Origin of the sequence: Citrobacter sedlakii NBRC 105722, assembly GCF_000759835.1 — a bacterium.
GTDB lineage: Bacteria > Pseudomonadota > Gammaproteobacteria > Enterobacterales > Enterobacteriaceae > Citrobacter_A > Citrobacter_A sedlakii.
On the sequence record NZ_BBNB01000003.1, the window covers coordinates 172134 to 198707 of the forward strand.

Annotated in this window: 21 protein-coding genes; 12 read left to right on the top strand and 9 right to left on the bottom strand. The window is 54.8% G+C overall.

Annotated features, from left to right (window positions below):
* Positions 1–37: 37 nt before the first annotated feature.
* Positions 38–1921, top strand: a complete 1884-nt coding sequence (locus CSE01S_RS08280; protein WP_042286676.1) for a sigma-54-dependent Fis family transcriptional regulator — start codon at positions 38–40, stop codon at positions 1919–1921.
* Here the strand turns inward: CSE01S_RS08280 and CSE01S_RS08285 are convergent.
* The gene (locus tag CSE01S_RS08285; RefSeq protein WP_042286678.1) at positions 1911–3119 is read right to left on the bottom strand and encodes a BaiN/RdsA family NAD(P)/FAD-dependent oxidoreductase; all 1209 of its coding nucleotides are present in this window, start codon (positions 3117–3119) and stop codon (positions 1911–1913) included. The genes CSE01S_RS08280 and CSE01S_RS08285 overlap by 11 nt on opposite strands.
* 230 nt (positions 3120–3349) lie before the next feature.
* Between CSE01S_RS08285 and pitA the strand changes: the two genes are divergently transcribed.
* Complete coding sequence (gene pitA, locus CSE01S_RS08290) at positions 3350–4849, top strand: inorganic phosphate transporter PitA (protein WP_042286680.1); 1500 nt, start codon at positions 3350–3352, stop codon at positions 4847–4849.
* A 146-nt stretch (positions 4850–4995) separates the two neighbouring features.
* On the opposite strand, the gene uspB is transcribed toward pitA, so the two are convergent.
* On the bottom strand, positions 4996–5331 hold the full coding sequence (uspB, locus tag CSE01S_RS08295) for a universal stress protein UspB (RefSeq protein WP_042286682.1): 336 nt from the start codon (positions 5329–5331) through the stop codon (positions 4996–4998).
* A gap of 398 nt (positions 5332–5729) precedes the next feature.
* On the opposite strand from uspB, the gene uspA reads away from it, so the two are divergent.
* Together uspA and dtpB are read left to right on the top strand one after the other, a co-directional pair.
* Entirely contained in the window at positions 5730–6164 is a 435-nt protein-coding gene (gene uspA / locus CSE01S_RS08305; RefSeq protein WP_000323571.1) for a universal stress protein UspA, read from the top strand.
* Between the two features lie 234 nt (positions 6165–6398).
* Positions 6399–7871, top strand: a complete 1473-nt coding sequence (gene dtpB / locus CSE01S_RS08310; protein ID WP_042286688.1) for a dipeptide/tripeptide permease DtpB — start codon at positions 6399–6401, stop codon at positions 7869–7871.
* Positions 7872–7968: 97 nt separating this feature from the next.
* On the opposite strand, the gene CSE01S_RS08315 is transcribed toward dtpB, so the two are convergent.
* Positions 7969–8472, bottom strand: a complete 504-nt coding sequence (locus CSE01S_RS08315; protein WP_042286691.1) for an RrF2 family transcriptional regulator — start codon at positions 8470–8472, stop codon at positions 7969–7971.
* 219 nt (positions 8473–8691) lie between these two features.
* Between CSE01S_RS08315 and CSE01S_RS08320 the strand changes: the two genes are divergently transcribed.
* The gene (locus CSE01S_RS08320; protein ID WP_042286694.1) at positions 8692–9894 is read left to right on the top strand and encodes an NAD(P)/FAD-dependent oxidoreductase; all 1203 of its coding nucleotides are present in this window, start codon (positions 8692–8694) and stop codon (positions 9892–9894) included.
* Positions 9895–9918: 24 nt separating this feature from the next.
* Here CSE01S_RS08320 and rsmJ read toward each other — a convergent pair whose 3' ends face one another.
* Together rsmJ and prlC are read right to left on the bottom strand one after the other, a co-directional pair.
* Positions 9919–10677 (bottom strand): 16S rRNA (guanine(1516)-N(2))-methyltransferase RsmJ, encoded by a 759-nt coding sequence (rsmJ, locus tag CSE01S_RS08325; RefSeq protein ID WP_042286698.1) that lies wholly within the window; start codon positions 10675–10677, stop codon positions 9919–9921.
* A gap of 7 nt (positions 10678–10684) precedes the next feature.
* Positions 10685–12727: an oligopeptidase A gene (gene prlC, locus CSE01S_RS08330; RefSeq protein ID WP_042286700.1), complete on the bottom strand. Its 2043-nt coding sequence runs from the start codon at positions 12725–12727 to the stop codon at positions 10685–10687.
* A 214-nt stretch (positions 12728–12941) separates the two neighbouring features.
* On the opposite strand from prlC, the gene CSE01S_RS08335 reads away from it, so the two are divergent.
* Both CSE01S_RS08335 and gorA read left to right on the top strand, forming a co-directional pair.
* Positions 12942–13784 (top strand): 23S rRNA (adenine(2030)-N(6))-methyltransferase RlmJ, encoded by an 843-nt coding sequence (locus CSE01S_RS08335; protein ID WP_042286702.1) that lies wholly within the window; start codon positions 12942–12944, stop codon positions 13782–13784.
* Positions 13785–13855: 71 nt separating this feature from the next.
* On the top strand, positions 13856–15208 hold the full coding sequence (gene gorA / locus CSE01S_RS08340; protein WP_042286705.1) for a glutathione-disulfide reductase: 1353 nt from the start codon (positions 13856–13858) through the stop codon (positions 15206–15208).
* A gap of 49 nt (positions 15209–15257) precedes the next feature.
* Here the strand turns inward: gorA and CSE01S_RS08345 are convergent, their stop codons facing one another.
* Entirely contained in the window at positions 15258–16652 is a 1395-nt protein-coding gene (locus CSE01S_RS08345) for a cytochrome-c peroxidase (RefSeq protein ID WP_042286708.1), read from the bottom strand.
* Between the two features lie 421 nt (positions 16653–17073).
* Between CSE01S_RS08345 and CSE01S_RS08350 the strand changes: the two genes are divergently transcribed.
* Positions 17074–18723, top strand: coding sequence for an alpha,alpha-trehalase (locus CSE01S_RS08350; RefSeq protein ID WP_042286711.1), 1650 nt, complete (start codon positions 17074–17076; stop codon positions 18721–18723).
* 47 nt (positions 18724–18770) lie between these two features.
* Here CSE01S_RS08350 and CSE01S_RS08355 read toward each other — a convergent pair whose 3' ends face one another.
* The gene (locus tag CSE01S_RS08355; protein ID WP_042286713.1) at positions 18771–20354 is read right to left on the bottom strand and encodes an STY4199 family HEPN domain-containing protein; all 1584 of its coding nucleotides are present in this window, start codon (positions 20352–20354) and stop codon (positions 18771–18773) included.
* A gap of 151 nt (positions 20355–20505) precedes the next feature.
* Here CSE01S_RS08355 and CSE01S_RS08360 point away from each other — a divergent pair, with 151 nt between their 5' ends.
* Entirely contained in the window at positions 20506–21060 is a 555-nt protein-coding gene (locus CSE01S_RS08360) for a GNAT family N-acetyltransferase (protein WP_042286716.1), read from the top strand.
* Positions 21061–21072: 12 nt separating this feature from the next.
* On the opposite strand, the gene CSE01S_RS08365 is transcribed toward CSE01S_RS08360, so the two are convergent.
* Both CSE01S_RS08365 and CSE01S_RS08370 read right to left on the bottom strand, forming a co-directional pair.
* Positions 21073–21672, bottom strand: coding sequence for a response regulator transcription factor (locus CSE01S_RS08365; protein ID WP_042286718.1), 600 nt, complete (start codon positions 21670–21672; stop codon positions 21073–21075).
* Between the two features lie 358 nt (positions 21673–22030).
* The gene (locus CSE01S_RS08370) at positions 22031–22789 is read right to left on the bottom strand and encodes an SDR family NAD(P)-dependent oxidoreductase (RefSeq protein ID WP_042286722.1); all 759 of its coding nucleotides are present in this window, start codon (positions 22787–22789) and stop codon (positions 22031–22033) included.
* A gap of 119 nt (positions 22790–22908) precedes the next feature.
* On the opposite strand from CSE01S_RS08370, the gene CSE01S_RS08375 reads away from it, so the two are divergent.
* From CSE01S_RS08375 to CSE01S_RS08385, 3 genes are all read left to right on the top strand, one after another.
* Entirely contained in the window at positions 22909–23808 is a 900-nt protein-coding gene (locus tag CSE01S_RS08375; protein WP_042286725.1) for a LysR family transcriptional regulator, read from the top strand.
* A 48-nt stretch (positions 23809–23856) separates the two neighbouring features.
* Positions 23857–24885 carry an inner membrane protein YhjD gene (gene yhjD, locus CSE01S_RS08380; protein ID WP_042286727.1) on the top strand — a complete coding sequence of 343 codons (1029 nt, stop codon included), beginning with the start codon at positions 23857–23859 and terminating at the stop codon, positions 24883–24885.
* Between the two features lie 308 nt (positions 24886–25193).
* Positions 25194–26516, top strand: coding sequence for an MFS transporter (locus CSE01S_RS08385; protein WP_042286730.1), 1323 nt, complete (start codon positions 25194–25196; stop codon positions 26514–26516).
* The last annotated feature ends 58 nt before the right edge of the window (positions 26517–26574 follow it).

The following is a 26574-nucleotide window of genomic DNA, read 5'->3' on the forward strand; positions in this document are numbered from 1 at the left end:
TTTATAAATCAGGACGCCAGCCGTAAGTGATGAATAAATGAAGAATAATGAGATTGTTATCTTTTCTGTTTCCAGCACCATCACTCAGCGCATCGCCAATGTGTTAATAGAACGCAAGCTGGATATTCCCGTATACGAATTTCATTATTCTGACGTGCTGGAAAAAGCGGATGAGATGATTCGCGCCGGCACAAAAATTATTATCAGCCGCGGTGGCACCGCCGCCCTGTTGCGCAGCAATATGACCATTCCGGTTATCGAGATCGCCCATGATTTTCACGGCGTTTATCGCATCCTGCAGGAAGCCAAACACAAGTCGCAGAAAATCGCCGCTATTGGTTTCCCTCAGTTTTGTAATGCGCTGCGCCATTATCAAAATATGACCAACGAAGAGTTCAAGATCTGCCAGGTCTATAACCATTATGATATTGAAAACGTGGTTAAAAATCTGGCCGAAAATGACTATCAACTGGTGATTGGCGGCCTGACAGTGGCTGAAATGGCGAAAAAGTACGGCTTAAATGCGGTCATGGGCGATACCGATAATATCTCCATCGAACAAGCCATTAACGAAGCCTGGAGTCTGCTGAAATATATCAATCAGGAAAACACAAAACTGCTAATGAGCCAGTCGGCGCTGAATCAGTCGCGTGAAGGCATTATGTGTATTGACCAGATGGGGGAAGTCATTAGCGTTAATGCCACCGGTATGACCCTGTTTCAGTGCCATCCGGGCGATAAACTCTTCAAAAAAGAGGCGTTTAAAGATCTGTACGGTAGCATTATTAATGAAATAAGCCTGAAGGAACAGCCGACGGAAATTAACGGAAATCTGGTCTACGTCTCGATCAAACATTTTGCCAACCGTCGACACTCGTTTTCGATTATCACCGGTTTAAGCCAGGATAATGCGCTCTGGCATTCCGTGGCGAATAAAAAAAGCAAACTGCGCGGCTTTACCACATCGTATCACTTTGACGATATTATCGGCCAGTCGCGGCAAATCCTTGACGTCATTGCGAAAGCAAAGCTGTGCGCCCAACATGATTTACCGGTCAATATCTCCGGTGCTACCGGGACGGGGAAAGAGCTTTTCGCCCAGAGCATCCATAACCATAGCGCACGCAGCCATTGTCCTTTTATCGCCATCAATTGCGCGGCCATTCCGGAAAGCCTGCTGGAAAGCGAACTGTTTGGCTATGCCGATGGCGCATTTACCAACGCCCGTAAAGGCGGCAAACCCGGCATTTTCGAAATGGCGAAAGACGGCACGGTGTTCATTGATGAAATCAGCGAAGCGCCGTTATCGGTGCAGGTAAAATTGCTGCGCGTATTACAGGAAAAACAGTTTTCCCGGATCGGCGGCGACTCGTTGATTACCGCCAACTTCCGCCTTATTACCGCCAGTAATAAACCGCTGAAGGCGCAGGTCGACGCGGGTGAATTTCGTCAGGATCTCTGGTACCGCATTAACATTCTCGAACTGGCGTTGCCCGCGCTCCACGAGCGCCCCGGCGACGTCATGCTGATCGTGCAGCACCTGCTGGCGCAGCAGGGCAAAACGCTGATATTTACCCCGGAAGCCCAGGCGTTTTTAAACGCGTATACCTGGCCGGGCAACATTCGTGAGCTGCAGGCGGTGGTTTATCGGCTCGTTGTGTTATTACAAACGGATGTGGTGAGCAAAGCGGATCTTCAGCAGTTGTGCCAGATGTCCTCCGTTTCGCCGGAGGAGGTTTCGCGCCTCCCCACAAGCGAAATGACGGTGGACGCTACCAACCTGCTTAAGAAACAGGAAAAACAGCTCATTACCCGCGTCATTGAAACCACGGCAGGCGACCGTACCAAAGCCGCGACAATGCTCGGAATAAGCCCCACCACATTGTGGCGTAAGCTTAAAGAACATCGCATCAGCGTTTAGCGTCCTCATGAGACGTTAAGTCCTGCGCGCAGGCCCAGGCGCTCGACCACGCCCACTGGAAGTTGTAGCCGCCCAGCCAGCCGGTCACGTCCATCACTTCACCAATGAAGTAGAGCCCCGGTACGTTACGGGCTTCCATCGTTCGCGATGACAGTTCGTTGGTATCGACACCGCCCAGCGTCACTTCCGCCGTGCGGTAACCTTCAGTGCCATTTGGCTGTATACGCCACGCGGTGAGGGTGTCGACCAGCGTCTGCTGCTCACGCGCGTTAAGCTGCTTAAGCGAAACGTCGGGGATTTGCCCAAGCTGCTGCAAACATTCCACCAGCCGCTTCGGCAGGAGCATCGCCAGCGTATTTTTCAGGCTTTGATTGGGGTGTGCGCTGCGCTGCTCGTTTAAGAAAGTGTCGGGGTCGGCATCCGGCAGCAAATTAATGGTAACAAATTCGCCAGGTTGCCAGAAGCTGGATATCTGTAAAACAGCCGGGCCTGACAGACCGCGATGAGTGAACAGCAGATTTTCGCGAAAGATGGTGCCGTCCTCGGCGGTAATGACTGACGGCACAGAAACGCCGGAAAGCACCTGAAGCTGCTCCAGCAGGGGTTTATGCAGGGTGAAAGGCACCAGACCTGCACGCGTCGGCAACACCTTCAGGCCAAACTGTTCGGCAATTTTATAACCGAACGGCGTGGCGCCCAGTCCCGGCATCGACAGCCCGCCAGAGGCGATCACCAGTTTTTTTGCGCCAACGTTCATGCCATTCAGCGCCAGCGTATAACCGTCGTTGTCCCGCGTAACGCTCAGCACTTCGCTGCGTAACCGCAGGGTAACATTGCCTTTTTCACATTCGGCCACCAGCATGTCGACGATTTGCTGCGCGGAGTCATCACAAAAAAGCTGTCCGAGCGTTTTTTCGTGCCATGCGATGCCGTACTTGCCGACCAGATCGATGAAATCCCACTGGGTATAGCGCGCCAGCGCCGATTTGCAAAAATGCGGGTTTTCGCTCAGATAGGCCGCAGGCTCAACATAAAGGTTAGTAAAGTTGCAGCGCCCGCCGCCGGACATGAGGATCTTGCGACCCGGTTTCTTACCGTTATCGATAAGCAGCACCCGGCCCCCCGCCTGTCCTGCCTGCGCCGCACAAAACATACCTGCCGCGCCAGCGCCTATAATAACGGCATCAAACCTTTCCACTTTGCGTTCCTCTCTCAAAACCGGGCGTGAATTGTAAAGTTATCTAAGTGGTCGCACCAGCGCCAAAATCCTCAGTAAGGAGTATTTGTCTGAAATCTATAAGATAATTCTTTAGAGGCAGCTCAGGATGCCGACGTTAAATCAAAAAAAGTCTATATTTCACTTTGCCCGCGCCGCCAAAGTCACTGATAATGCGCCGCGTTCATGTCCTCAAGATGGCGTAACGTCCTATGCTACATTTGTTTGCTGGCCTGGATTTACATACCGGGCTTTTATTGTTACTTGCTCTGGCTTTTGTGCTGTTCTACGAAGCGATCAATGGCTTCCATGATACAGCCAACGCAGTCGCAACCGTTATCTACACCCGCGCGATGCGTTCGCAGCTGGCGGTGGTGATGGCTGCGCTGTTCAACTTCTTAGGTGTGCTGCTGGGCGGACTCAGCGTAGCCTATGCCATCGTGCATATGCTGCCAACGGACCTGCTACTCAACATGGGCTCCACGCATGGACTTGCGATGGTCTTCTCCATGCTGCTTGCGGCGATCATCTGGAACCTCGGCACCTGGTACTTTGGCTTGCCTGCATCCAGTTCCCACACGCTGATTGGCGCGATTATCGGTATCGGTTTAACCAATGCCCTGATGACCGGCACGTCAGTTGTCGACGCGCTCAACATCCCGAAAGTTATCGGCATTTTTGCTTCGCTTATCGTCTCGCCGATCGTCGGTCTGGTGGTCGCGGGCGGCCTGATTTTCATTCTGCGTCGTTACTGGAGCGGCACCAAAAAGCGCGCCCGTATCCACTTGACGCCAGCGGAACGTGAAAAGAAAGACGGTAAGAAAAAGCCGCCGTTCTGGACCCGTATCGCCCTGATTCTTTCCGCTATCGGCGTGGCGTTCTCTCACGGCGCGAACGATGGTCAGAAAGGCATTGGTCTGGTGATGCTGGTTCTGATTGGCGTCGCTCCGGCGGGCTTCGTGGTGAATATGAACGCCTCAGGTTATGAAATTACCCGTACCCGCGATGCGATCAATAACGTCGAAACTTACTTCCAGCAGCACCCTGACCTGCTGAAGAAAGTGACAGGCGTCGACCAGTTGATTCCTTCCCCGGAACCGGTCGCCACCCAGCCAACGGAATTCCACTGCCACCCGGCAAACACCATCAACGCGCTTGAGCGTGCGAAGGCCATGCTGGCGAACAACGTGGAAAGCTATGACAAACTGAGCGTTGAGCAACGTAGCCAGTTGCGTCGCATCATGCTGTGCATCTCCGACACCACTGATAAGGTGACGAAGCTGCCAGGCGTGAGCACAGACGACCAGCGTCTGCTGAAAAAACTGAAAACCGATATGCTGAGCACCATTGAGTATGCGCCTGTCTGGATCATCATGGCGGTCGCGCTGGCGCTGGGTATTGGTACCATGATCGGCTGGCGCCGCGTGGCGACCACTATCGGTGAGAAGATTGGCAAGAAAGGCATGACCTATGCACAGGGGATGTCCGCGCAGATGACGGCGGCTGTCTCTATCGGTCTGGCCAGCTATACCGGTATGCCGGTTTCCACCACCCACGTACTCTCCTCCTCTGTGGCGGGGACGATGGTGGTTGACGGCGGCGGTTTGCAGCGTAAAACGGTAACCAGCATTCTGATGGCGTGGGTCTTCACGCTGCCAGCCGCGATCCTGCTTTCCGGTACGCTGTACTGGATCTCGCTGAAGCTGATTTAAACATCACTGTGCCGGAGGGCGGCAACGCCTTATCCGGCCTACAGATAAACGAAGCACTCTGGCCCGGTAAGCGAAGCGCTTTCAGGTAAGGGGATGCGAAATAAACCGTATCGGGCGGGTCAGGAAACTGGCCCGCTTTTTTTTGCTCAGTGCCAAATCATCAACGCGATAAGGCTGATGACCACCAGGCCGCACAGCGCACTGGTCAGGATAAACTGACCGCGCACCCGCTCACAGCGGCGAATGAATTCATCATCATGGTGATCGCGGTAACGCTGGGCGTAGATATACCACACCAGCCGCACCTGCTTGTTGGGCTGGCCGTGCGAGGTAAAAAAGCCGCCCCCATCCACATACTGGTAAAGCAAAGGATCGCAACCACGAAGTACCACTAACAGTGCGCGTAACGATGAGAAATAGCGCGCCATATTAACAATGCATACGACACATAACGCCCAGAACAATGCGACGGTGCTTATCATACGACCTCCCCGGCGACCCGCCCACGGAGATCCTCTCCGGGACTACCGCTCCCCAAACTTGCCAGACAGTTCAATGAAAGAGTACGACGAAACCGCCCACGATGGTGCATAAAATCCGAGCGGCTTTATTAATAGTGTAGGAGATCAGTTAATTTTTTTGCCAGAAGGTTAATCACTATCAATGCAATTAACGCAAAAATTTGTTTAACTAACTGGTAAGCAAGGCGGATTGACGGATTATCCTGGTCGCTATACTGTAAGGATCGTCTCAACAATTCATCGCGGCTGAGCTGGCCCCGCGTAGACAAAATCGCATAGTTCGCAGGACGCGGGTGACGCGACGGCACAAGAAACGCCAGCTGGCTGGTCATCGACAACTTTATGGAAGGAGTAATACTATGGCTTACAAACACATTCTCATCGCAGTTGATCTTTCTCCGGAAAGTAAAGTGCTGGTAGAAAAAGCGGTCTCTATGGCGCGCCCGTACAACGCAAAAGTTTCCCTGATCCACGTAGATGTAAACTACTCTGACCTTTATACCGGCCTGATTGACGTTAATCTGGGCGATATGCAAAAGCGCATTTCTGAAGAAACTCACCATGCGCTGACCGAGCTTTCCACCAACGCAGGCTACCCTATCACTGAAACCCTGAGCGGTAGCGGCGACCTGGGCCAGGTGCTGGTCGACGCGATTAAGAAATACGACATGGACCTGGTGGTATGTGGTCATCATCAGGACTTCTGGAGCAAGCTGATGTCTTCAGCGCGCCAGTTGATCAACACCGTTCACGTTGACATGCTGATCGTTCCTCTGCGCGACGAAGAAGAGTAAGTTTTCCCTGCCAGATCCCACGCCCGCTTTTGCGGGCGTTTTTATTTCTCCCTCAGGACATCATTCCAGCCCACAAAACATAATTAGTGTGATCAGCTAATTAGATCGAAATCTATCTGTATAATAATCTACTCATTCGGTTAATGACCGCAGTCTATAACAGAGTCATACATTTTCGGCGCGTTTTGTTTTACGCGTCATACTTTTTGGGATGGCATCGAAAGGCGAAAAAATATGAACACATCTGCACCGACGGGTTTGCTACAACAACCCCGCCCCTTCTTCATGATCTTTTTTGTCGAATTATGGGAACGATTCGGCTATTACGGCGTTCAGGGCATCCTGGCCGTTTTCTTCGTCAAACAGCTTGGCTTCTCGCAGGAACAGGCCTTTATCACCTTTGGCGCCTTCGCTGCGCTGGTCTACGGCCTGATCTCCATTGGCGGTTACGTGGGCGATCACCTGCTTGGCACTAAGCGAACGCTGGTGCTGGGGGCGATTGTACTGGCAATCGGCTACTTCATGACCGGGATGTCGTTACTGAAGCCCGACCTGATATTTATCGCACTCGGAACCATCGCTGTCGGCAACGGCTTATTTAAAGCCAACCCGGCGAGCCTGCTTTCGAAATGTTATCCCCCGAAAGATCCGCGTCTGGATGGCGCTTTCACCCTGTTTTACATGTCGATCAACATCGGTTCGCTGCTGTCGCTTTCCCTGGCGCCCGTGATTGCGGAAAAGTTTGGCTATGCCGTCACCTATAACCTGTGCGGCGCGGGGCTGATTGTCGCGCTGCTGGTCTATTTCGCCTGCCGGGGGATGGTAAAGAATATTGGCTCCGAGCCGGACCATCGGCCGCTCAGTATGCGGAATCTGCTGTCTGTGCTGATTGGCACAGTGGCGATGATTTTCCTCTGCGCCTGGTTGATGCATAACGTACAGGTCGCCAACCTGGTGCTGATCGTTCTGTCCATCGCGGTGACGATTATCTTTTTCCGCCAGGCGTTTAAGCTGGATAAAACCGGGCGCAACAAAATGTTCGTGGCGTTTATCCTGATGCTTGAAGCGGTGCTGTTTTACATTCTTTACGCACAGATGCCAACCTCGCTGAACTTTTTCGCCATTAATAACGTCCACCATGAGATCCTCGGCTTCACCATTAACCCGGTGAGTTTCCAGGCGCTGAACCCGTTCTGGGTAGTCGTCGCCAGCCCGGTACTGGCAGCGATCTACACCCGTCTGGGCAGCAAAGGCAAAGACCTGACGATGCCAATGAAATTTACCCTCGGAATGTTTTTATGCTCGCTGGGCTTTTTAACCGCCGCCGCCGCAGGCATGTGGTTTGCCGACGCGCAGGGGCTGACGTCGCCGTGGTTTATCGTACTGGTGTATTTGTTCCAGAGTCTGGGCGAACTGCTGATCAGCGCGTTGGGGCTGGCGATGGTCGCGGCGCTGGTGCCGCAGCACCTGATGGGCTTTATTCTGGGGATGTGGTTCCTGACGCAGGCCGCGGCGTTTCTGCTGGGCGGCTACGTGGCCACCTTTACCGCCGTGCCGGAAAATATCACCGACCCGCTACTGACGCTGCCCATTTATACCGGGGTATTCAGTAAAATCGGACTGGTGACGCTGGGCGTAACGGTGGTGATGGCGCTGATGGTGCCGTGGCTGAACCGGATGATCAATACGCCGGACAGCGAGAAGTAACCGTACTGCTTGTGCCGGAGGGCAGCCTCGCCCTGTCTCGCCTTCCGCACCGGACTCCAGGCCCGATAGCGCAACGCCATCGGGCCATTCATCCGATTTACCCTTTACGCGCGTCGATCCACGCCTGCACTTCGACGACAAATGTATCCGGGGCTTTACGGTACATTTTACGCGCCAAATCGAGAATGGTATGTTGGCCCAATGCCTCTTCCATTCGCTGCTGCGCCATATCCATCACTGAACGCACGCCACAAATGCCTTCACAGGCCCACGTCGGCGGTTGCTCGTCAAATACTGCCAGACGTTGGCGGATCTCGCGACATTCGAAAATACGCTTGTCGCCATCTATGGCATTAACCACATCCAGCACGGTAATGTGTTCGGCGGGTCTGGCAAGCTGAAAACCGCCCCCCTTTCCTTCTATGCTGCGCACCAGTCCCGCCTTCGACAGTCGGGTAAAGATTTTAGCCAGGTAGTCATACGGCACGCTTTGTAACTCAGCTATTTCGCGCACGCTCATATCGCGGGCATCGCCTTTGCTGTCCACCATACACATCAAGCTGTGGATGCCATACTCAACCCCGGAACTGTAGAATGCCATGCCTTTATCTCAGCCAAATTAATTCTGAGTTATTGTAGCTTTTTCGCCCTTATCATTCCACTCCCTCCCTTTATAGCAGCGATGATAGCAAAAATAACCAACTATTAATCAAGAGGATAATAACTAAATATTGACCGTCATGATTTTTCGCGTTGCTTTTTCAAACTACGACCAATAAAATCCGAGTAAATAAATCAGTGTTAACGGAGCAGGTAAGCAATGCGTAAACAAATTTTGATCGTTGGTGCGGGTTTCGCCGGAATGTGGGCAGCCCTGAGCGCCGCTCGTCTGGTGGATAAAAATGACAGCCAGTCTATTGATATTACGGTGATTGCCCCGCAGCCTGAGCTTCGTGTGCGTCCCCGCTTCTATGAAAATGCCTTAGAAACATTGGTTGCCCCTTTACAGCCTTTGTTCGACGTTACGGGCGTAAATTTCCTGCGCGGAACGGTCACTCAAATTCTGCCCGCCTCAAAGGAGGTCAGTTGGACTGACACCAACGGTGAATCACACTTACATCACTATGACCGTCTGATTCTCGCCAGCGGAAGCCACGTCAACCGTTCACTCGTGCCGGGCGCACAAACTTATACGTTCGATCTGGACCAACTGGAGAGCGCCGCGGTCCTGGAGCGGCACCTGAACGAACTGCCGCGCCAGGTGGAAAGTGACGCGCGTAATACCGTTGTCGTTTGCGGGGGCGGTTTTACCGGTATCGAGATGGCGCTGGAACTACCGGGACGGCTGCGTGAGATCCTCGGCGCGAATGCTAAGACCAGAGTAGTCGTAGTTGAACGTGGACCGACGCCCGGCTCACGCTACAGCGAAGCCCTGCGAAACACTATCATCGAAGCTTCCGCTGAGCTTGGCGTGGAATGGCTGGTGAATAGTGAGATTGAAAAAGTCGATGCCAGCGGCGTAACGCTGAGAGATGGACGCGCCATCCCTTCACAAACGGTAATCTGGACGGCTGGCGTACAGGCAAACGCCCTGACAGCGCAAATTGATGCGCCGCGCGATCGCCAGGGCCGTCTGCACGTCAACAGCAAACTTCAGGTGCATGGACACGAGCATATTTTCGCCACTGGCGATGTGGCCTACGCAGCCACCGACGATAAAGGCAATCACGCCCTCATGACCTGCCAGCACGCGATTTTGCTGGGCAAATTTGCGGGTAATAACGCCGCTGCCGATTTGCTCGGCATCGAAGCGCTACCGTATCGCCAGGAAATGTATGTCACCTGTCTGGATCTCGGCGCCTGGGGTGCTGTCTATACCGAAGGATGGGACCAGCAGGTGAAACTGACGCGCGCAGAGGCGAAAAAAGTGAAGCAGTCGATCACCCGCGAATTAATTTACCCGCCGGTAGCAGAAAAAGAAGCCGCGTTTAAAATGGCGGATCCGTACGCACCATTTGTGTAAGCAGAAGCGCCATCCGGGGCTTCGTCACGCGTCCAACGGCGTCCCGGGATAAATATCAAACCGATGCCCTTTGGTCACCACCGCGTTGGGAGTGGCGATATTCGCCAGAGGCGGCGCATAATCCGGGCGCTTGACCACCACACGTTTCGTGGCGAGCTGGCGCGCCGGTTCCAGCAGACCGTCGGCGTCTAAATCCGGCCCCACCAGCGACTGAAACACCCGCATCTCTTTTTTCACCAGCGCGCTTTTCTGCTTATGAGGAAACATCGGGTCGAGATAGACCACTTGCGGACGCGGCGTGATGTCCGTCAGCGCCGACAGGCTGGAGGCGTGGATCAACTGTAAGCGTTCCTGTAACCAGCCGCCAATCTCCGGATCGGCATAGGCGCGCGTCAGGCCATCGTCGAGTAAGGCCGCCACCACCGGGTTACGCTCCAGCATCCGCACGCGGCAACCCACCGAGGCCAGCACAAACGCATCGCGTCCTAACCCCGCCGTGGCGTCAACAACGTCGGGCAGATAGTCGCCTTTAATGCCGACCGCTTTCGCTACCGCTTCGCCGCGACCGCCGCCAAACTTACGCCGATGCGCCATCGCCCCGCTAACAAAATCAACGAAGATACCGCCCAGTTTGGGTTCGTCGCGCTTACGCAGTTCCAGATGCGCGGCAGTCATCACCAGCGCCATCAGGTTGTCTTCATCGTGCTCCAGTCCCCAGCGGGACGCCAGAACAGATAAGGCGCCGTCTCCGGCGCCTGTTTCATTAACTAAGCAGATTTTCACGTCGGGATTAGCCTTTTATCCCATAATGTTCCAGCATTGCGTCCAGCTGCGGCTCGCGGCCACGGAAGCGTTTGAACAGTTCCATCGGCTCTTCAGAACCGCCACGGGTCAGGATGTTATCAAGGAACGACTGTCCGGTTTCGCGGTTGAAAATCCCCTCTTCTTCAAAGCGGGAGTAGGCATCTGCCGCCAGCACGTCTGCCCACAGGTAGCTGTAATACCCCGCCGCATACCCGCCGGCGAAGATGTGGCTAAACGCGTGCGGGAAGCGGCCCCAGTGCGGTGATGGCACCACGGCCACCTGCTTTTTGATCTCTGCCAGCGTTTCAAGGATCTTTGCCCCCTGCTGCGGGTCAAATTCCGCATGCAGGCGGAAGTCGAACAGGCCGAACTCCAGCTGGCGCAGGATGAACAGCGCCGCCTGATAATTCTTCGCCGCCAGCATTTTATCCAGCAGTGCTTTCGGCAGCGGCTCGCCGGTCTCAAAGTGACCGGAGATGAACGCCAGCGCGTCCGGCTCCCAGCACCAGTTTTCCATAAACTGGCTTGGCAGCTCGACCGCATCCCACGGTACGCCGCTAATCCCCGAAACTCCGGCAGTTTCAATACGGGTCAGCATGTGATGCAGGCCGTGACCGAACTCATGGAACAGGGTAATCACTTCATCGTGGGTAAACAGCGCAGGTTTGCCGTTCACCGGACGGTTGAAGTTACAGGTCAGATAGGCGACCGGTTTTTGCAGGGAACCATCCGCTTTACGCATCTGGCCGACGCAGTCGTCCATCCACGCCCCGCCGCGTTTGTTTTCGCGGGCGTACAGGTCGAGGTAGAAGCTGCCGCGCAGCACGTTTTTCTCATCATACAGCTCGAAGAAACGCACGTCCGGATGCCAGGTGTCCACGTCGTTGCGCTCTTTAGCGGTGATGCCGTAAATGCGTTTCACCACTTCAAACAGGCCATTAACGGCTTTGTTTTCCGGGAAGTAAGGACGCAGTTGCTCGTCGCTGATGCTGTACAGATGCTGTTTCTGCTTCTCGCTGTAGTACGCGATGTCCCACGGCTGCAGTTCATCAACGCCAAACTCCGCTTTGGCAAAGGCACGCAGTTGCGCCAGCTCTTTTTCGCCCTGTGGACGGGCGCGTTTCGCCAGATCCGTCAGGAAGTCGAGCACCTGCTGTGGGTTTTCTGCCATTTTAGTGGCGAGGGATTTATCCGCGTAGCTGTCAAAGCCAAGCAGTTGCGCCAGTTCGTGACGCAGGGCGAGGATTTCCGCCATCACCGGGCTGTTGTCCCACTTTCCGGCGTTTGGCCCCTGATCAGAAGCGCGGGTGCTGTAGGCGCGGTACATCTCTTCACGCAGCGTCTGGTTGTCGCAGTAGGTCATCACCGGCAAATAGCTCGGAATATCCAGCGTCAGCAGGTAACCGTCCTGCTCTTTCGCTTCGGCCTGGGCTTTCGCCGCCGCCAGCGCGCTTTCCGGCATACCCGCCAGCTCCGCTTCGTCGGTAATTAGCTTCGTCCAGCCCATGGTGGCGTCGAGGACATTGTTGCTGTACTGGTTGCCCAGTTCGGACAGACGGGTGGCGATTTCACCGTAGCGTTGTTGTTTATCTTTCGGCAAGCCGATGCCGGACAGCTCGAAATCACGCAGGGCGTTATCTACCGCTTTTTTCTGCGCGGTGTTCAGAGTGGCGTAATGATCGCCGTCGCGCAGGTCGCGGTACGCTTTGTACAGTCCTTCATGTTGCCCTACCCAGGTGCTGTATTCAGACAGCAGCGGCAGCGTTTGTTCGTAGGCTTCGCGCAGTTCCGGGCTGTTTTTCACCGAGTTCAGGTGGCTAACCGGCGAAAAAATGCGCCCCAGCACATCATCAACTTCGGCAAGCGGCTGACACAGATTTTCCCAGGTGTACGGCGCGCCCTGCGCGACCACACGTTCCACATTTTCACGGCAGTCGTTCAGCGCTTTGGTGACGGCGGGAACAACATGCTCAGGCTGAATCTGGGAAAACGGCGGTAGCTCGAAGGGCGTCAGTAAAGGATTAGTCATAAACGCTGTCCTGTTTGAAAGAAGTGTATGAAGCGCGCATCCGGCGCTGTGCAATATCCCTGTACAATGGGGATAAGTGTAGAGGATTTCAATACCGGGCGTTGCGCTTTCGCGGCAGGGGGAACTTTTCTGTATACTGTGGCGATACGCTCTATTTTTGCCCGATGGCGCGCAGCTTTTGGGTCTACGTTTATTATCTGGAATACTTTCATCCATGCTCAGTTATCGCCATAGCTACCACGCAGGCAACCACGCCGACGTCCTTAAACACACCGTTCAGAGCCTGATCATTGAATCGCTGAAAGAGAAGGAAAAACCGTTTCTTTATCTGGACACCCATGCCGGGGCAGGTCGCTATCAGCTGAGCAGTGAACATGCCGAGCGCACCGGGGAATACCTGGAAGGCATCGCCCGCATCTGGCAGCAGGACGATCTGCCCGCCGAGCTGGAGCCGTACATTAACGTAGTGAGCCACTTCAACCGCAGCGGTCAGTTGCGTTATTACCCGGGCTCGCCGTTGATCGCCCGTCAGCTGCTGCGCGAGCAGGACAGCCTACAGTTGACCGAGCTGCACCCGAGCGATTTTCCGCTGCTGCGCGGCGAATTTCAGAAAGACAGCCGCGCCCGTGTGGCGCGCGCCGACGGCTATCAGCAGTTGAAGTCTAAGCTGCCTCCGGCTTCCCGCCGCGGCCTGATTCTTATTGATCCGCCTTATGAAATTAAAAGTGACTACCAGGCCGTGGTCAGCGGCATCAGCGAAGGCTATAAACGGTTCGCCACCGGCACTTACGCCCTGTGGTATCCGGTGGTGCTCCGCCAGCAAGTCAAACGCATGATCCACGACCTGGAAGCCACTGGCATCCGAAGGATCCTGCAAATTGAACTGGCCGTGCGCCCGGACAGCGACCAGCGCGGCATGACCGCCTCCGGAATGATTGTGATCAACCCGCCGTGGAAGCTGGAAGCGCAAATGAACAACGTGCTGCCATGGCTGCACAGCAAACTGGTTCCCGCCGGAACCGGACATACATCGGTGAACTGGATCGTGCCGGAGTAATCGCAGCCATTGGTGGAACCAATTGATTTCAGGTATACAATCGCGGCAATCTGAACGGAAGGATAAGACCTATGAGCAAACATTATGACTACATCGCTATCGGCGGTGGCAGCGGCGGTATCGCCTCGATTAACCGTGCAGCGATGTACGGCCAGAAGTGTGCGCTGATTGAAGCCAAAGAGCTGGGCGGCACCTGCGTCAACGTCGGCTGCGTGCCGAAAAAAGTGATGTGGCATGCTGCGCAGATTCGCGAAGCGATCCATCTGTACGGCCCGGACTACGGTTTTGATACCACCATCAATAATTTCAATTGGGACACGCTGATTGCCAGCCGTACCGCCTATATTGACCGTATTCACACCTCGTACGATAACGTGCTGGGTAAAAATAATGTTGATGTGATCAAGGGCTTTGCCCGCTTTGTCGATGCAAAAACCATCGAAGTTAACGGCGAAACCCTGACCGCCGACCATATTCTGATCGCCACGGGCGGCCGCCCAAGTCATCCGGATATTCCGGGCGTGGAATACGGCATCGACTCTGACGGTTTCTTTGAACTTCCCGCGCTGCCGGAACGCGTGGCGGTAGTTGGCGCAGGCTATATCGCCGTCGAGCTGGCGGGCGTGATCAATGGTCTGGGAGCGCAAACGCACCTGTTCGTTCGTAAACACGCGCCGTTGCGCAGCTTTGACCCGATGATCACCGAGACGCTGGTCGAGGTGATGAACGCTGAAGGCCCGACGCTGCACACCCAGGCCATTCCGAAAGCGGTGGTAAAAAACGCCGACGGCAGCCTGACGCTGGAACTGCAAGACGGTCGCCGCGAAACGGTTGACTGTCTGATCTGGGCGATTGGCCGCGAACCGGCGACAGATGATTTTAATCTGGCGGCAACGGGCGTGAAAACGAATGAAAAAGGTTACATCATCGTTGATAAATACCAGAACACGAACGTGGAAGGGATTTACGCGGTAGGCGACAACACCGGCGCGGTCGAACTGACGCCAGTCGCGGTGGCGGCGGGCCGTCGTCTTTCTGAACGCCTGTTTAACAACAAGCCGGACGAGCATCTGGACTACAGCAACATCCCAACCGTGGTCTTCAGTCATCCACCGATTGGCACCGTTGGCTTAACCGAGCCGCAGGCGCGCGAACAGTACGGCGATGACCAGGTGAAAGTCTACAAATCATCGTTTACCGCCATGTATACCGCCGTTACCTCTCACCGCCAGCCGTGCCGCATGAAGCTGGTATGCGTCGGTCAGGAAGAGAAGATTGTCGGTATTCACGGTATTGGCTTCGGCATGGATGAAATGCTGCAGGGCTTCGCGGTTGCGCTGAAAATGGGCGCCACCAAGAAAGACTTCGACAACACCGTAGCGATTCACCCAACCGCCGCGGAAGAATTTGTGACGATGCGTTAAATATGATCAAGGCCGGATAGCGGTTTCACGTTACCCGGCCTGATTTTTATCACTTGCCCTGCATATACGGCGTATACACCCCGGTCTGGCTTTCGAGGAAGGCGACGATATCATCGATATCTTCCTGCGGGATCTCTTTCCCGACCTGGTAACGCAGCATCAGCTTCACCGCGCCGTCCAGGGTTGGCACATCGCCCCGGTGGAAATAGGGCGCGGTTAACGCAACGTTACGCAGACCCGGCACCTTCTGGCGCAGTTTATCGCGCAACTCGTTGGTAACGTTCATACGCCCAATATCCGCTGCGGTCATTTCACCAAAGTTAAAGTCCCGCTTTAAACCCAACGGCTCAAACGACCGACCGCCGAGAATCACGCCGCCATGACAGGTCGCGCACTTGTTATCCTTGAACAGCTGATAACCGTGCTTCTGCTGAGCCGTCAGCGCGTTTTCGTCGCCGCGCAGCCACTTGTCAAACGCGGAGTCTGGGGTGATCAGCGTTTTCTCGAATTCGGCAATCGCGTCGGTGATCGTCTCTCCGCTGAAACCCTGCGGGTAAACCGCCAGGAACTGCTGCTTCAGCACAGGATCCTTGTCGAGCTTACTGATGATCTCATCCCAGGATTTCGAGGCCATCTCGATCGGGTTCAGCGGCGGTCCACCGGCCTGCGCCTGTAACGTTGGCGCGCGTCCGTCCCAGAACTGCTCAACGTTAAAGACGGAGTTAAACACCGTCGGCGCATTGATTGGCCCTACCGCGCCGCCCACGCCGATCGACGTTTTACGACCATCCACTCCGCCCGCGTTCAGCGCATGGCAATGGGCGCAGGAAATCGTGCTGTCGCCGGATAAACGCGGATCGTGATACAACGTGAAGCCCAGCGCCACTTTTTGCGCATCGGTCGGTAAGACTTTTGGAATCGGCTGCACCGGCTCATTGCGATGCTGCGCGGCGGTGTCATGGCTGGCGTAATACTGCTCACGCTGCTTCGCGATCCAGTCCAGAATCGTCTTCCGTTCCTCGTCGCTCACCTTCCCCGCCCAGTGCAGCGCGGTATAGCGCGTCGGTGGCATGGTTTCGTATTGCATCACCCACTCGATTTTATTCAGATCGCTCTGGGAAACAGGCTCGTTGGCCACCAGCGCGGCGCGAACGGCCTCGAGATTGAAAGATTTATAGCCAAGCTGAATATCATAATTCATCAATTGCCTGGCGATGGGGAAAGAAGAATAAAAAGGAAGTTCAGCGGAGGGGGTATGGCAATAATCGCATCCCTTCTCTCTTAAAAACCCCAACACCTGGTTATTTTCCTTCAGCGCAGAGGCCTGAACGGATGCGGTCTGGCTACGCTGCTTTTCGTGGTACCAGACGTAAGCGGATAAGCCGAAATAACATAGAACGATGCCAGCGATGGCTATCGCGGTAAGACGGGTAATGATTTTCATTATTTTACCCTCACGGTAGTGAGTTAGTGGGTCCCAGAAAGATAAAATGACGTGTCTTGTAAAGACCCAGTCATAATAAAAAAGACGCTGAAGCGGGGATTGATAAGTATCAAGCAATAACATGGGCGGTAACTATCGTTGAGATAGCTTATCCCTATTATTTAACGGGTTTTTTATTTTTTGCTATTTATACTTCGTTGCAATCGAATGTTCCGAAAATAGCGACGGTCGACACGACATCATTTTTCAGAATATCGCTGTCTTTCAAACAGATAAATTATTTATATGATAAAAGAGGAAATATCGAAACGTGATCGACCGCACACTTTGCACCGCACAGACCGAAGCGAATGTCTACGCTTAAAAAACAGCCGGGCAACACCCGTATCATTTACGACGCAATCCGGAGGTCCTTCTCATTATGATCAACCAGAACCTACAACACGTCCCGTCAGAGGAACTCACGATCGATGTCGATCTGATGTACGAAACGGATCCGTGCGAGTTAAAGCTGGATGAGATGATCGAGGCAGAACCGGAACCTGAGATGATTGAGGGGCTCCCCGCCTCTGACGCCCTGACGCCAGCCGATCGTTATCTTGAACTGTTTGAGCATGTGCAGTCCGTAAAGCTGTTTCCCGACAGCAAAACGTTCCCGGACTGCGCGCCGAAAATGGATCCGCTCGATATTCTGATCCGCTACCGTAAAGTCAGACGTCATCGGGATTTCGATTTGCGACAGTTTGTCGAAAACCACTTCTGGTTGCCGGAAGTGTACGACAGCCAATATGTCTCAGACCCTGAAAATACGCTTAAAGAACACATTGACCGTCTGTGGCCGGTGCTTACCCGCGAACCGCAGGATCATATCCCGTGGTCCTCGCTGCTGGCGCTGCCGCAGTCTTATATCGTGCCAGGCGGCCGATTTAGTGAAACCTACTACTGGGATTCCTACTTCACCATGCTGGGCCTGGCGGAAAGCGGCCGGGAAGATCTGCTGAAATGCATGGCGGATAATTTTGCGTGGATGATCGAGAAATACGGTCACATTCCTAACGGTAACCGCACCTATTATCTGAGCCGCTCGCAGCCGCCGGTCTTCGCCCTGATGGTCGAATTGTTCGAAGAAGATGGCGTACGCGGCGCGCGGCGTTATCTCGATCATTTGAAAATGGAGTACGCCTTCTGGATGGATGGGGCGGAGTCGCTGGTGCTTAACCAGGCCTATCGTCACGTGGTTCGCATGCCGGACGGCTCGCTGCTCAACCGTTACTGGGACGATCGTGACACGCCGCGCGACGAGTCGTGGCTGGAAGATGTGGAAACCGCCAAGCACTCAGGGCGTCCGCCAAATGAGGTCTACCGCGACCTGCGTGCGGGCGCGGCCTCCGGCTGGGACTACTCTTCCCGCTGGCTGCGCGACGCCACGCGTCTGGCGAGCATTCGCACAACGCAGTTTATCCCGATCGATCTCAACGCCTTCCTGTTTAAGCTGGAAAGCGCTATCGCCAATATTTCGGCGCTGAAAGGAGAACGCGAGGTGGAAGCGGAATTTCGCCAGAAGGCCAGCGACCGACGGGCAGCAGTAAACCGCTATCTGTGGGATGAAGAAAACGGCTGCTATCGCGACTATGACTGGCGACGCGGAGAGATGGCGCTGTTTTCCGCCGCCAGCATCGTGCCGCTGTATGTCGGCATGGCGACGCACGAACAGGCCGATCGCCTTGGCGACGCGGTACGTAACCGCCTGCTGACGCCTGGCGGGATCCTCGCCACCGAGTATGAAACCGGCGAGCAGTGGGATAAACCCAACGGTTGGGCGCCGCTCCAGTGGATGGCGATTCAGGGCTTCAAAATGTACGGCGACGACGCGCTTGGCGATGAGATAGCGCATAGCTGGTTGCAAACGGTGAATCTTTTTTATCAACAGCACCACAAGCTGATCGAGAAGTATCACATCGCTGGCGGCACCCCGCGTGAAGGGGGCGGTGGTGAATATCCGTTGCAGGACGGCTTCGGCTGGACGAACGGCGTGGTGCGTCGGCTGATTGGCTTGTACGGCGAACCTTAAAGCGAGTGCCGGATGGCGGCGCGAAGCGCCTTCTCCGGCCTACCGCATTACCTGATGGCGTCATAAATGGCGCGTTGGATCCTGTGCCACTTTTTATTATCCGCGCTGGGGTCGGCGCGCAAGCGCCGTTCCGCCTGCTCCATATCATACTGCTGGCGCTTCACCACCGCAGGCACGGTGCAAAATCGTTGCAGGTAGGCTTTGTGTTCACTGGTCATCGTCGCGCCGCCTGACATGGCGTGACCCAGCGTGTTGATGAACCGTCGACAGGGCTTGTTTTCGTCCATCTGGGAGGGATAGCGCAGCAGCAGCTGTAAAACGTCGTCGTGTCCGCGGGCAAACGCCGTCTCCGTCCAGGCAATCTGCCAGTTCATTCCGCCTTGTAAAAAAAGGCTGGTGACCCGCACATCGTTACGATCGATGGCCGCCCGAAGTGAAAACGCATCCCAGGTAATCCCCATCTGGCTGACCGTCTCCCGTGCAGAAGGCATTTCACGCTTGGGTTCGCTCTGCACGATAGCCACGCTTGGGGCTGGGGCTGGCGGCTGGGAGCTGACCAGCCACGCGCCGCCGCCGAGCATGGCGAAGACCATCACGCCGACGGCGCCCCACAGCACGCCGGAAATCAGCTGCTCGCGTTCTTCCGCCGTGCGCTGCGGCCGCTTGCGCGGTGGATCAATGGATTCGCCGATCTCCTGCGCGTCACCGCCTGCCTGATGGTCTTTATGCCGCGCATCGTCCCAGTATTGCGCCAGTTTTCCTTCTTCCACGATCATGAACGCCGTCGGGTTTACCCGCCCTCGTCCCTGTTCGTAAGCCCGCTGTACGGGGCGGACAATATGCTGAAACTGGCAGGCCAGTAGCGTCAGTTGCGCCGATGATAAGGGAACGCCGGCCAGTACGCTGTTACGCGCCTGCCGGCAGTCATCAAGAAACATGCGTAATGTGAGGCGCGGTTCTACAAACAGCGTCAACACGGATGCATCGTTAAAGATCCCGGCATAATGGCGGCTAAAGGTTTTCTTATCGACCACCATTAGCGCCAGTTCGCTAAAGCGCATTCCGCTCAGCGGATCCTGCTTTTCACCCTGCTTAATCCAGCGTCTGAGCTTATCGGCGCCAAAGCTCTGTCTGAGATAGTTGTTGAGCTGACTCTTGTCCGGCCACATTTGCGCAATCAGGGCGATTAACGTCAGTTCAATCGCGCGCAGCTGGCGCTCGGCGCGCATCTGCTGGCTTGCATCGGTTTGCTCTATGTCTGTCTTGTAATTCAGCAACGGCTGATGCTGGCGCAGTCGTTCAAGGGCATTCACTACCCGCAGGGCGGCAATAAGCTGATTCTCGTTGACCTCTTGTCCACTGTCGTATTGCGGCACGCACTGCTGAAGGTGGCGAAGTTGCAGCGTCAACTGGCTCAGTTGCGCATCGTTAAGATGCAGCCGCCGGGCGACCGCGCTCCAGCCCCCCAGATTCAGTCGGGCCTGATCCAGTTGTTCAAGAAACCAGCGCGGATCTTTGCCTTCAGAAGCATGTACCCCCAACAACAGCAGGATTTCAACGGAAGCCTGGCGGATGATTCCCAGGCAGTGTTCAAACGTCGTGCGTGTGGTCTGTAAAACGCTAATCGTCATTTCCTTCCTTCACCAGAAAGTCCACCCCACCGGGAAATAAATTTTGCTTTAGTGCATTGTTTTAATTATTACTTTTTATAGATATAACACGTTTAATCATTAATACAGTGACCGCTGTGTGAACATCGAGAAATTTTCAGGAGTGTGCCCCGTGCCCGTGTTAACGACCGACCGCCTGACCTGCCGCCCCATCGTCTCCCACGACTGGCCCTTTTTTCTCGCGCTCCAGCGACACCCGTCGGTGATGCGTTACGTTGCTGACGCGCGCAGCGAAAAACAGATCCGTGACGCCTTTGACGCGCGCCTGCCGGCATGGCAGCCTGGCGCAGCGCACTGGCTGTGCCTTGTGGTGTGCGACACGGCGACGCAGACGCCGCTGGGCGTGACGGGGTATATTCAGCATGATGAAGGAAGCGCGGAAGTGGGGTTCCTGCTGGCAGCGGAGGCGCAGGGGAAAGGGTATGGCATGGAGTCCCTGCGCGCAGTCTGCGACTACGCCTTCACAACGGGCGGCTTACGCCGCCTGACAGCCTGCGTCACAGAAGGAAACCAGGCCTCGCGGCGCTTGCTGGAAAAAACAGGATTTGTACTGGAAGGCACGCTACGGGAAAGCTACTGGCTCGAACAGCGCTGGCAAAATGACTGGCTGTTCGGTCTACTGAAGCGGGACTATTTCGCGACCAGCCCATCTCTGGCCACGAAATAAAAAGCGATAGCCTTATGGCTGAAACAACAGCATGGCCGCCTGCGTACGGTTTTTCACGTCGAGGCGGCGATAAAGCGTTTCAAGATGCGCTTTAACCGTTCCGGTACTGATATTTAACGCGCGGCCAATTTCTTTATTTGATTCGCCCGCTGCAAGCATTGTTAAAATTTCTCGCTGTCGGCTACTTAATGCGTTTATATCGCGATATTCAGGTGATGGAGTTGTTAACAGTTCACTGGGTAAAAATAACATTCCCATCGCGACGCTATTTAAGGCAAGGGCGAATTTTTCGGCGACAGAATCACGCGGCACAATCGCCAGCACGTTATATTGCACCATTTCCTGAAGCCACTTTTTGCTGCAGTCTGTCACCGAAATCAAGGTCCTCACCTGCGGAAACCGCTGGACCAGAGTCTGTAATAACCAGCGGCAAAACTCGCCGTCAAGGTCGCCGTCCAGCATCAGCAGGGCGTCCGGGGTGTTTTCCAGCGTTTGCCAGAGTTCATCCGCCTGACTGACGCCCTGAATACTTACTCCTGGAATTCGCTGTTCTAAACTGATTTTCATTCCATGAATAAATATTGACTGCCTGTCAAACATGATGATGTTCATTACTCTCTCTCCACCGTTTTCCAAAATCGCATTAAGGAGTGAAAGGGTATTACCCGGGGGGTAAAATAAGAATTCGCCTTTTGGCGGGGGCCATTCTACCGATATCACGCACGGAGAGAAGAAAAAAAGACGAATAGTTACAGCTCAGCCCCATAAATTACACATTTGACGAAAATACCGACGCTAAATTAAGGATATCCTTATAAATTCGTGGTGAGGTAATGATTTATAATATTATTTATCAAAATATTATCGAAAGCGCGCAGAAAGGGAAAGAAGTGAAAAACCCGCAATATGTAACATAATAAAAATTCGCATTTTAGGTTAATTCAGCGGACTTTCGCCCGCTGAACCGCGGTTATAAAAACATACCGCCTGACACCTCAATACGCTGTGCGGTCATCCAGGCCAGATCGTCACTGAGCAACGCGGCAATAGCGTCACCGATGTCATCGGGTAGCCCTGCGCGGCCAAGCGTCGTTTGCGACGCGATCCACGCGTTCAGCGCCTGATTGTCCCGCACACGACCGCCGCCGAAATCCGTTTCAATTGCGCCGGGCGCGATAACATTAACGGAAATGCCCCGTTCGCCAAGTTCTTTCGCCTGATAGCGCGTCAGGACTTCTATTGCCCCTTTCATCGCAGCGTAGGCCGCGTAACCCGGCAGGGCAAAACGCGCCAGCCCGGTTGACACATTGAGAATGCGTCCGCCATTTTTCAGCAGCGGCAACAGATGCTGAGTCAGGAAAAAGGGGCCTTTAAAATGAATGCGCATCAGTTCGTCAAACATCGCTTCGGTCGTGTCGACATAAGGCGCATATACGCCAATACCGGCATTGTTCACTAAATAATCAAATGTCTCGCGATGCCAGTGTTGTTGAAGCTGTTCTTTTACTGTTTGCGCAAAGTCGGAAAAGCCGGATGTATCGGCGACGTTTAGCTGAATTGCCGCCGCTTTTCTGCCTTTTCCTTCAATTTCGGCGACAACATCCAGCGCCGCCTGCTGCTGGCTGTTGTAGGTAATGAGGATATCCGTTCCTTTGTCCGCCAGCTTAAGCGCGGCGTTTTTACCCAGTCCACGGCTTGCGCCAGTCACCAATGCGATACGTTGCGTCATAAGAAACCTCATTTCTGCGCTTGTGAAGATTGAGACAAAGCTTATTAGGTGATAGAAAAACAATAAATGTCGCGAATTGCGCATGACTGTTTCATCCAGAACAACAATAGGTCAATCGAATGGATAAAATTCATGCAATGCAGTTATTCCTTCGCGTCGCGGAGCTGGAAAGCTTTTCGCGTGCCGCCGATACCCTGGGCCTACCTAAAGGTAGCGTATCGCGCCAGATCCAGGCACTGGAAAACCATCTCGGCACCCAGTTGCTGCACCGCACCACGCGTCGGGTTCAACTGACCCAGGACGGCATGGTCTACTACGAGCGGGCAAAAGATGTGCTGAGCAACCTCGATGAGCTGGACGGGTTGTTTCAACACGACCCGACCAGCATCAGCGGCAAGCTGCGGATCGATATGCCGGTAGGCGTCGCCAGAAATCTGGTGATCCCGCGCCTGCCCGCCTTTTTACAGCAGTATCCCGGCATTGAGCTGGAGCTGAGCAGCAGCGATCGGCTGGTGGATCTGGTCCGCGAGGGGTTTGACTGCGTGGTGCGCGTCGGCACGCTTAAGGATTCCGGTTTGATCGCCCGTCCTCTCGGTAAGCTGACGGTGATCAACTGCGCCAGTCCGCAGTATCTGGAGCGTTTTGGTTACCCGGAAAGCGCCGACGATCTCGCCTCACATGCCGTGGTGCATTATTCGCTGAATCTCGGGACGCGCCCGCCCGGCTTTGAGATCGCCAGCGCCGGCGGCACACACTGGATAAAAACCGGCGGCACGCTGACGGTAAACAGCACCGAAACCTATCACGCCGCCTGTCTGGCGGGTCTGGGCATCATACAGGTGCCGCGGGTCGGCGTGCGGGAGGCATTACGCAGCGGCAGCCTGATCGAAATCCTGCCCCAGTACCGCGCCGCGCCGATGCCGGTGTCGCTACTTTATCCCCATCGGCGGAATCTTTCGCGGCGGGTCCATTTGTTTATGGAATGGTTATCCGGCGTTATGCGGGACTACGTGGACTGAGAAGCTATACTCTGTGCAGACATGAACAAAAGAAGGACGACCGACCTGATGACGCAGGATAACGACGTAAAACGCCCCACTCAGGAACTTGAACACCAGCCGATCCCAAAGGTCGACACGACTGAAGCCATTGAGACCCCGAAGCAGGAAAGCAGCAACCCGACGCTGAAAAAGTTGACCACCACGGTGGAACAGATCCAGCGCATTCCGATGATTGCGCATCTGATCCGCGCGACTGAGCGCTTTAACGACCGCCTGGGCAATCAGTTTGGCGCGGCCATCACCTACTTCTCGTTTCTGTCGATGATTCCGCTTCTGATGGTGTCGTTTGCCGCCGCCGGTTTTATCCTCGTCTCTCATCCCACGCTGTTGCAGGATATCTTTAATAAGATCCTGATGAACGTCAGCGACCCGACGCTGGCCGCCACGCTGAAAAGCACCATCAATACCGCGGTGCAGCAGCGTACCACCGTTGGCCTGGTGGGACTGGCGGTGGCCCTCTATTCGGGGGTGAACTGGATGGGTAACCTGCGTGAGGCGATACGCGCGCAGTCGCGTGACGTATGGGAACGCACGCCGCAGGATCAGGAAAAAATCTGGATAAAGTACCTGCGCGATTTTATCTCGCTGATCGGGCTGTTGGTCGCGCTGATTATTACGTTGTCGATAACTTCGGTTGCGGGTTCGGCGCAACAAATGATTATTTCGGCGCTGTATCTGGACAACATTGAATGGCTGAAACCGGCCTGGCGTCTGATTGGCCTGACGATCTCTATCTTCGCCAACTACCTGTTGTTCTTCTGGATTTTCTGGCGTCTGCCGCGCCATCGTCCGCGCAAAAAAGCGCTAATTCGCGGAACGTTTATTGCGGCGATTGGCTTTGAGGTGATCAAAATCATCATGACCTATACCCTGCCCGCGCTGGTGAAATCGCCGTCCGGCGCCGCATTTGGCTCGGTGCTGGGGCTGATGGCGTTCTTTTACTTTTTCGCCCGCCTGACGCTGTTTTGCGCCGCGTGGATCGCCACCGCCGAATACAAAGACGACCCGCGTATGCCGGGCAAAAGCCACCGCTAGAGGCGGTATCGACGTGCCGGATAGCGACTCGCTCATCCGGCCAGCTAAGGCCGACCAGGCATGGACTTCCGCCAGCACTCATTGATTCAGCATATAAATCCAGGCCGTAACTTTTATTTAACCAAGAACCAGTTTTATCCACTAAGTTTACAATTATGTGAAGCATTTCATGGACGTGAAATCTAAGGCGTAAAAATTATCCGCTTTTTGCCCATTTTTTAGCCATCCCACTACATTGTTACAGATTGAAATGTCGCTTTTGCTGTGCGTAATATGGCCTTTCGTTCGCCAAAAAATAAGAAAATTGTATGCAAGCAACAGCCACCACGCTCGACAATGAACAGGAACACACGCCGGTCAACTCGCGTAATAAAGTCGTCGTCGCCTCACTCATTGGCACCGCCATTGAGTTCTTCGACTTCTACATTTACGCCACCGCCGCGGTGATTGTTTTCCCACATATCTTCTTCCCGCAGGGCGACCCGACAGCCGCCACGCTGCAGTCGCTCGCCACCTTCGCCATCGCCTTTGTCGCGCGTCCCATCGGCTCCGCGCTGTTTGGTCATTTTGGCGATCGGGTGGGGCGTAAAGTGACGCTGGTGGCGTCGCTGCTAACCATGGGGATTTCAACGGTTATCATCGGCCTGCTGCCAGGCTATGCCACCATTGGTATCTTCGCGCCGCTGCTGCTGGCGCTGGCGCGTTTTGGTCAGGGTCTGGGACTCGGCGGCGAATGGGGCGGCGCGGCGCTGCTGGCCACCGAAAACGCGCCGCCGCGCAAGCGCGCGTTATACGGTTCGTTTCCGCAGTTGGGCGCGCCGATTGGCTTCTTCTTTGCCAACGGCACTTTCCTGCTGCTCTCCTGGCTGCTGACCGACGAGCAGTTTATGACCTGGGGCTGGCGCGTGCCGTTTATCTTCTCGGCAGTGCTGGTGATCATCGGCCTGTACGTTCGCGTGTCGCTGCATGAAACACCGGTCTTCGCCAAAGTCGCCGCAGCGAAAAAACAGGTCAAGATCCCGCTCGGTACGCTGTTGACTAAACATGTGCGCGTGACAATCCTCGGCACCTTTATCATGCTGGCGACCTACACGCTGTTTTATATTATGACTGTTTATTCAATGACCTACAGTACCGCAGCCGCTCCCGTTGGGCTGGGCATGCCGCGTAATGAGGTGCTGTGGATGCTGATGATGGCGGTCATTGGTTTCGGCGTAATGGTCCCCATTGCAGGTCTTCTCGCGGATGCGTTTGGGCGTCGTAAGAGCATGGTGATTATTACCAGCCTGATCATCCTCTTTGCCCTGTTCGCGTTTAAACCGTTGCTCGGTTCCGGAAACCCGGTGCTGGTGTTTGCTTTTCTGCTGTTGGGGCTGAGCCTGATGGGGCTGACCTTTGGCCCGATGGGTGCGCTGCTGCCAGAGCTATTCCCCACGGAAGTACGCTACACCGGCGCGTCGTTCTCCTATAACGTGTCGTCGATTCTTGGCGCGTCGGTGGCGCCGTATATCGCCGCATGGTTGCAGTCAAACTATGGGCTGGCCGCCGTGGGTCTTTATCTGGCATCAATGGCCGCGCTGACCCTGATTGCGCTGCTGTTAACGCACGAGACGCGTCATCAGTCGCTGTGAGTCGTTGGCCGGATGGCGCTGACGCTTATCCGGTCATCCTGTGTGCCTTCCCGACAGC

Excerpts from the sequence above, each read along its gene's own strand:
- CSE01S_RS08385 (WP_042286730.1), top strand. The coding sequence starts at position 25,194 with ATGCAAGCAACAGCCACCACGCTCGACAATGAACAGGAACACACGCCG.
- CSE01S_RS08370 (WP_042286722.1), bottom strand. The coding sequence starts at position 22,789 with ATGACGCAACGTATCGCATTGGTGACTGGCGCAAGCCGTGGACTGGGT.
- uspB (WP_042286682.1), bottom strand. The coding sequence starts at position 5,331 with ATGATAAGCACCGTCGCATTGTTCTGGGCGTTATGTGTCGTATGCATT.
- dtpB (WP_042286688.1), top strand. The coding sequence starts at position 6,399 with ATGAACACATCTGCACCGACGGGTTTGCTACAACAACCCCGCCCCTTC.
- CSE01S_RS08345 (WP_042286708.1), bottom strand. The coding sequence starts at position 16,652 with ATGAAAATCATTACCCGTCTTACCGCGATAGCCATCGCTGGCATCGTT.
- CSE01S_RS08365 (WP_042286718.1), bottom strand. The coding sequence starts at position 21,672 with ATGAACATCATCATGTTTGACAGGCAGTCAATATTTATTCATGGAATG.
- CSE01S_RS08280 (WP_042286676.1), top strand. The coding sequence starts at position 38 with ATGAAGAATAATGAGATTGTTATCTTTTCTGTTTCCAGCACCATCACT.
- CSE01S_RS08315 (WP_042286691.1), bottom strand. The coding sequence starts at position 8,472 with ATGGCATTCTACAGTTCCGGGGTTGAGTATGGCATCCACAGCTTGATG.
- CSE01S_RS08335 (WP_042286702.1), top strand. The coding sequence starts at position 12,942 with ATGCTCAGTTATCGCCATAGCTACCACGCAGGCAACCACGCCGACGTC.
- CSE01S_RS08350 (WP_042286711.1), top strand. The coding sequence starts at position 17,074 with ATGATCAACCAGAACCTACAACACGTCCCGTCAGAGGAACTCACGATC.
- CSE01S_RS08375 (WP_042286725.1), top strand. The coding sequence starts at position 22,909 with ATGGATAAAATTCATGCAATGCAGTTATTCCTTCGCGTCGCGGAGCTG.
- pitA (WP_042286680.1), top strand. The coding sequence starts at position 3,350 with ATGCTACATTTGTTTGCTGGCCTGGATTTACATACCGGGCTTTTATTG.
- uspA (WP_000323571.1), top strand. The coding sequence starts at position 5,730 with ATGGCTTACAAACACATTCTCATCGCAGTTGATCTTTCTCCGGAAAGT.
- yhjD (WP_042286727.1), top strand. The coding sequence starts at position 23,857 with ATGACGCAGGATAACGACGTAAAACGCCCCACTCAGGAACTTGAACAC.
- gorA (WP_042286705.1), top strand. The coding sequence starts at position 13,856 with ATGAGCAAACATTATGACTACATCGCTATCGGCGGTGGCAGCGGCGGT.
- CSE01S_RS08355 (WP_042286713.1), bottom strand. The coding sequence starts at position 20,354 with ATGACGATTAGCGTTTTACAGACCACACGCACGACGTTTGAACACTGC.
- prlC (WP_042286700.1), bottom strand. The coding sequence starts at position 12,727 with ATGACTAATCCTTTACTGACGCCCTTCGAGCTACCGCCGTTTTCCCAG.
- CSE01S_RS08320 (WP_042286694.1), top strand. The coding sequence starts at position 8,692 with ATGCGTAAACAAATTTTGATCGTTGGTGCGGGTTTCGCCGGAATGTGG.